Source organism: Actinoalloteichus spitiensis RMV-1378 (genome assembly GCF_000239155.1).
Lineage (GTDB): Bacteria > Actinomycetota > Actinomycetes > Mycobacteriales > Pseudonocardiaceae > Actinoalloteichus_B > Actinoalloteichus_B spitiensis.
This window is the reverse complement of record NZ_AGVX02000290.1, coordinates 1-4,253: the sequence shown is the minus strand read 5'-3', so window position 1 is coordinate 4,253 and position 4,253 is coordinate 1. Positions and strand designations below refer to the sequence as shown.

2 protein-coding genes and 1 pseudogene are annotated in these 4,253 nt (G+C 68.3%); all 3 read left to right on the top strand.

Going from position 1 to position 4,253, the window contains the following annotated elements; translation table 11 throughout:
• Positions 1-217: pseudogene (locus tag ACTIDRAF_RS28755) on the top strand (ComF family protein); the annotation flags it as partial.
• A gap of 453 nt (positions 218-670) precedes the next feature.
• Positions 671-1,369: a ribosome hibernation-promoting factor, HPF/YfiA family gene (gene hpf, locus ACTIDRAF_RS0213420; protein WP_016699253.1), complete on the top strand. Its 699-nt coding sequence runs from the start codon at positions 671-673 to the stop codon at positions 1,367-1,369.
• Positions 1,370-1,641: 272 nt separating this feature from the next.
• A partial coding sequence (gene secA, locus ACTIDRAF_RS28750) for a preprotein translocase subunit SecA (RefSeq protein WP_016699252.1) occupies positions 1,642-4,253 on the top strand: 2,612 nt, incomplete at its 3' end.

Here is a 4,253-nt window from a genome sequence, read left to right as displayed (position 1 = left end):
GCTGGCGAACCTCGCCGGCCGGGTCAGGGCCCGCCACCGGCGCCTGCCGCCCCGGGGAGCGGAGGTCGTGCTGCTGGACGACGTGGTCACCTCCGGTGCGACCGCCGCCCAGTCGGTGCGCGCCCTCCTCGGGGCGGGGCTGCGGGTGCGTGCCGTGGTGGTGCTGGCGGTGGCGGGGCGGGGCTGGCCGGACCGGCGGGGGAACGCCGCCAACTGATTACCCCACGTGACTTTCCTGCTCTCCGTTCTCGCCCGATGGGATGGTTTTCCGCGAATTTTTCAGGAGCAATTCGGGAACTTCGGGTTGCGCGTACCCGTTCTGCGGGTATGAGGCGATTACGAAGTGACGGCGACGGGGGCGGAGGTCAGCCCGGTGGGACACCGGGCCGTGCGGGCCTGCCCAACGCTGCCGGTGCTTCGGGACCGCTGAGATGGCTGGTCACGTCCGGTAGTCGGCACGCGTCGCTCCGCGTGGGGCTGGGCAACACCGGCGGAGAGGGCTAACGTGCTCGGCTATCAGCCGCGGAGGGCCACACGAACCGGCCGGATCACACCGCCGGAGGGAGGCGATCAGCTCATGCCATTGGCGTCGTGAGGCCGGAGGAATCCGGACGCGCTCCGACGCCACCGTTTCACGCATCGCTCGCAGATCGCGCGAGGGAGGTCGCTTATGGACATCGTGGTCAAGGGTCGCAACGTCGAGATCCCACAGCACTACCGGGTGCACGTGGCGGAGAAGCTGGGCCGTCTCGAACGTTATGACCGCAAAGTCATCCGCTTCGACGTCGAGCTGTTCCACGAACCCAATCCTCGGCAGGCGAAGAACTGCCAGCGCGTCGAGATCACCGGCAAGGGACGCGGCCCCGTGGTCCGCGCCGAGGCCTGCGCCCAGGACTTCTACGCGGCCCTGGACATGGCGGTGAACAAGCTGGAGAACCGGCTGCGTCGCATCCACGACCGGCGCAAGGACGGTAGGCGCAAGGCGAAGTCCATCGCCGAGACGATGGCCGAGACCGCCGCCGGTTCCGCCGAGTGGCCGAGTCTGGTCGGGATGCCGGCGGCCGACGGGGTGGCCGGCCGCGCCGACCGTGGAGGGACAGGGAGGACGACCGTGCTGGACGCGACCGAGCGCGAGGTGGCGCACGCCGAGAACGTGAGCGAGATCCCCTCCCAGTGGAGTTCCGACGAACCGGGCCGGATCGTGCGCACCAAGGAGCACCCGGCCGAGCCGATGACCGTCGACCAGGCTCTCTACCAGATGGAGCTGGTCGGCCACGATTTCTACCTCTTCTCCGACGCCGACAGCGGCCGTCCCAGCGTCGTGTACCGGCGGCGGGGTTTCGACTACGGTGTGATCAGTCTGGTCTGACTGCCGTGAGTGACGGTTCGCGGCACGGGCCATACTGAGAGTGCGACCGTGCGAGTGGTCCCCGCCCGACAGGATCGGGTCGGGGACCACCCCGTGAGCGGGGTCGGTGAGTTCGGTGTTCCCGGTGGGCGCGTCCGCGTGGCACCGACTCCGGGGGGCTCCCACCGGCCATGCTTGCCCCGCACGGACGTATCGCACTCCCAATCCGCGCCTAGTATGGCGGCAAAGCGCCTGTGGCGGGCGCGTGACGATCAGCTAGTGAGGTCGACCGAATGGTCCTGTCCCGACTGCTCCGCGCCGGCGAGGGCAAGACTCTCAAGCGCCTGCGCAACATCGCGGCGCACGTGAACTCGCTCGAGGAGGACATCGCTCCGCTGACCGACGATCAGCTGCGGGCGAAGACCGACGAGTTCCGCAGCCGTCACGCCGATGGCGAGAGTCTCGACGAGCTGCTGCCAGAGGCCTTCGCCGTCGTGCGGGAGGCCGCCAAGCGCACGCTGGGCCAGCGTCACTTCGATGTCCAGCTCATGGGCGGCGCGGCCCTGCACCTCGGGCAGGTCGCCGAGATGCGCACCGGTGAGGGCAAGACGCTGACCTCGTCGCTGCCCGCCTACCTGAACGCGATCTCCGGTGAGGGCGTCCACGTCGTCACCACCAACGACTACCTGGCCAAACGTGACTCGGAGTGGATGGGCCGGGTCCACCGCTTCCTGGGTCTGGAGGTCAGCGTCATCGTCGCCCAGATGACCCCCGAACAGCGTCGGGAGGCCTACCGGGCGGACATCACCTACGGCACCAACAACGAGTTCGGCTTCGACTACCTGCGCGACAACATGGCGTGGAACCTGCGGGACTGCGTGCAGCGAGGTCACAACTTCGCCGTGGTCGACGAGGTCGACTCCATCCTCATCGACGAGGCCAGGACCCCGCTGATCATCTCCGGCCCGGCCGACCAGTCGTCCCGCTGGTACCAGGAGTTCGCGCGGATCGCGCCGCTGATGGAGCGGGACAAGCACTACGAGGTCGACGAGCGCAAGCGCACGATCGGTGTGACCGAGGCCGGCGTCGAGCTGGTCGAGGACCAGCTCGGAATCGACAACCTCTACGAGGCGGCGAACACCCCGCTCGTCGGTTACCTGAACAACGCGTTGAAGGCCAAGGAGCTCTTCAACAAGAACAAGGACTACATCGTGCGCGGCGACGACGTGATGATCGTCGACGAGTTCACCGGCCGCGTGCTCGCCGGGCGGCGCTACAACGAGGGCATGCACCAGGCCATCGAGGCCAAGGAGCGGGTCCCGATCAAGGCCGAGAACCAGACGCTGGCCACCATCACGCTGCAGAACTACTTCCGGCTCTACGACAAGCTGGCCGGCATGACGGGTACCGCGCAGACGGAGGCAGCGGAACTCCACCAGATCTACAAGCTGGGCGTCGTCACGATCCCGACCAACCGCACGATGCAGCGGAAGGACCAGCCCGACCTGGTCTACAAGACCGAGGTGGCGAAGTTCGAGGCCGTCGCCGAGGACATCGAGGAACGGCACCGCGAGGGGCAACCGGTGCTGGTCGGGACGACGAGCGTCGAACGCTCCGAACACCTCTCCAAGATCCTCACCAAGAAGGGCATCAAGCACGAGGTCCTCAACGCCAAGCACCACGAGCGGGAGGCCGCCATCATCGCCCTCGCCGGTGTGCGGGGTGCGGTCACGGTGGCCACCAACATGGCGGGCCGGGGAACCGACATCGTGCTGGGCGGCAACCCCGACTTCATCGCCGACAAGGAACTCCGCGACCGGGGGCTCGACCCCGTGGAGACCCGGGAGGAGTACGAGGCCGCCTGGGACGCGGAGCTCGACAAGGCGAAGGCGGCCGCCGAGGCGGAGGCGGAGCTGGTCAGGGAGGCTGGTGGCCTCTACGTGCTGGGCACCGAGCGCCACGAGTCGCGGCGCATCGACAACCAGCTCCGTGGTCGGGCCGGCCGGCAGGGCGATCCGGGCGAGACCCGGTTCTACCTCTCGCTGGGTGACGAGCTGATGCGGCGCTTCAACGCCAGCATGGTCGAGATGGTGATGACGCGGCTGCGGGTGCCCGACGACGTCCCGATCGAGCACAAGATGGTGACCAGGGCGATCCGCAGCGCCCAGACCCAGGTCGAGCAGCAGAACTTCGAGATCCGGAAGAACGTCCTCAAGTACGACGAGGTGATGAACAAGCAGCGGACCGTCATCTACGCCGAGCGCCGCCGGGTGCTCGAGGGCGAGGACCTGCGCGAGCAGATCCACCACATGATGCGGGACGTCTGCACCGCCTACGTGGAGGGCGCCGCCGACGACGGCTACCCGGAGGACTGGGACCTCGAGCAGCTGTGGACCGCGCTGCGCACGCTCTACCCGGTCGGCATCGACTGGAAGGAACTGCTGGAGCAGGACAGCAAGGGGCTGACGAAGCAGGGCCTGCTCGACGCGGTGCTGGCGGACGCCGAGCGTGCCTACGAGCGCCGCGAGGCGGAGATCAACGAGCTGGTCGGCGACGAGAACGCGATGCGGGAACTGGAGCGGCGCGTTCTCCTCTCCGTCCTGGACCGCAAGTGGCGCGAGCACCTCTACGAGATGGACTACCTCAAGGAGGGCATCGGTCTGCGGGCGATGGCGCAACGCGACCCCGCCATCGAGTACCAGCGTGAGGGCTTCGACATGTTCAACGCGATGCTCGACGCGTTGAAGGAGGAGTCGGTCGGTTTCCTGTTCAACATCCAGGTCGAGCCGCCGGAGGACAAGGACCGCAAGCGCGCCGCTGGCGAGGGGGACGGCAAGGTCGCGGTGACCGTCGGCTCGGGTGCCGGGAGCGCTGACCCCGCCGCCACGCCGGGCGGGCCGGCCGG